Origin of the sequence: Helicobacter sp. 13S00477-4 (genome assembly GCF_002272785.1) — a bacterium.
Lineage (GTDB): Bacteria > Campylobacterota > Campylobacteria > Campylobacterales > Helicobacteraceae > Helicobacter_J.
In genome coordinates, this window is record NZ_MLAS01000043.1 from 1 (window position 1) to 440 (window position 440).

A 440-nucleotide genomic window follows, 5' to 3' on the forward strand; every position below is an offset into this window, starting at 1 on the left:
AAGCTCAAATGGAAATATATAGATTGGGAGAATAAGACACTCAGTATTCCAAGAGCTGAAATGAAAGATAACAATAAGAATATCCCTGATTTTAAAATCCCTTTATCCAATCAAGCTATTAATATCTTGAATAAAATAAAAGTCTTTAGCGGTTGGGGAGAATGGGTATTTTATTCTGCTAGTAATCCTAAAAAGCCAATGGTAGGAGATTCACTGAGTAAAGCACTTAGGATAATGGGATTCAATGATGAAAAAAGGGGAAGGAAACAATCAGTGCATTCTTTCAGAGGAACTTTTAGGAGCTTAGTAGATACTCATCAAAATGAACACAATGCTTCTTTTGAGATCAAAGAAGCTATATTGGATCATAGGGTAGGCAATCAAGTAACTTTAGCTTATAGTCATAAAGCAGATTATAGCGAACAAATGAGACCATTACT

The 440-nt window shown here is 33.6% G+C and carries 1 pseudogene; it reads left to right on the forward strand.

From position 1 onward, the window contains the following. Positions 1-60: 60 nt before the first annotated feature. Positions 61-440 (forward strand): annotated as a pseudogene (locus BKH44_RS08680) (integrase); the annotation flags it as partial.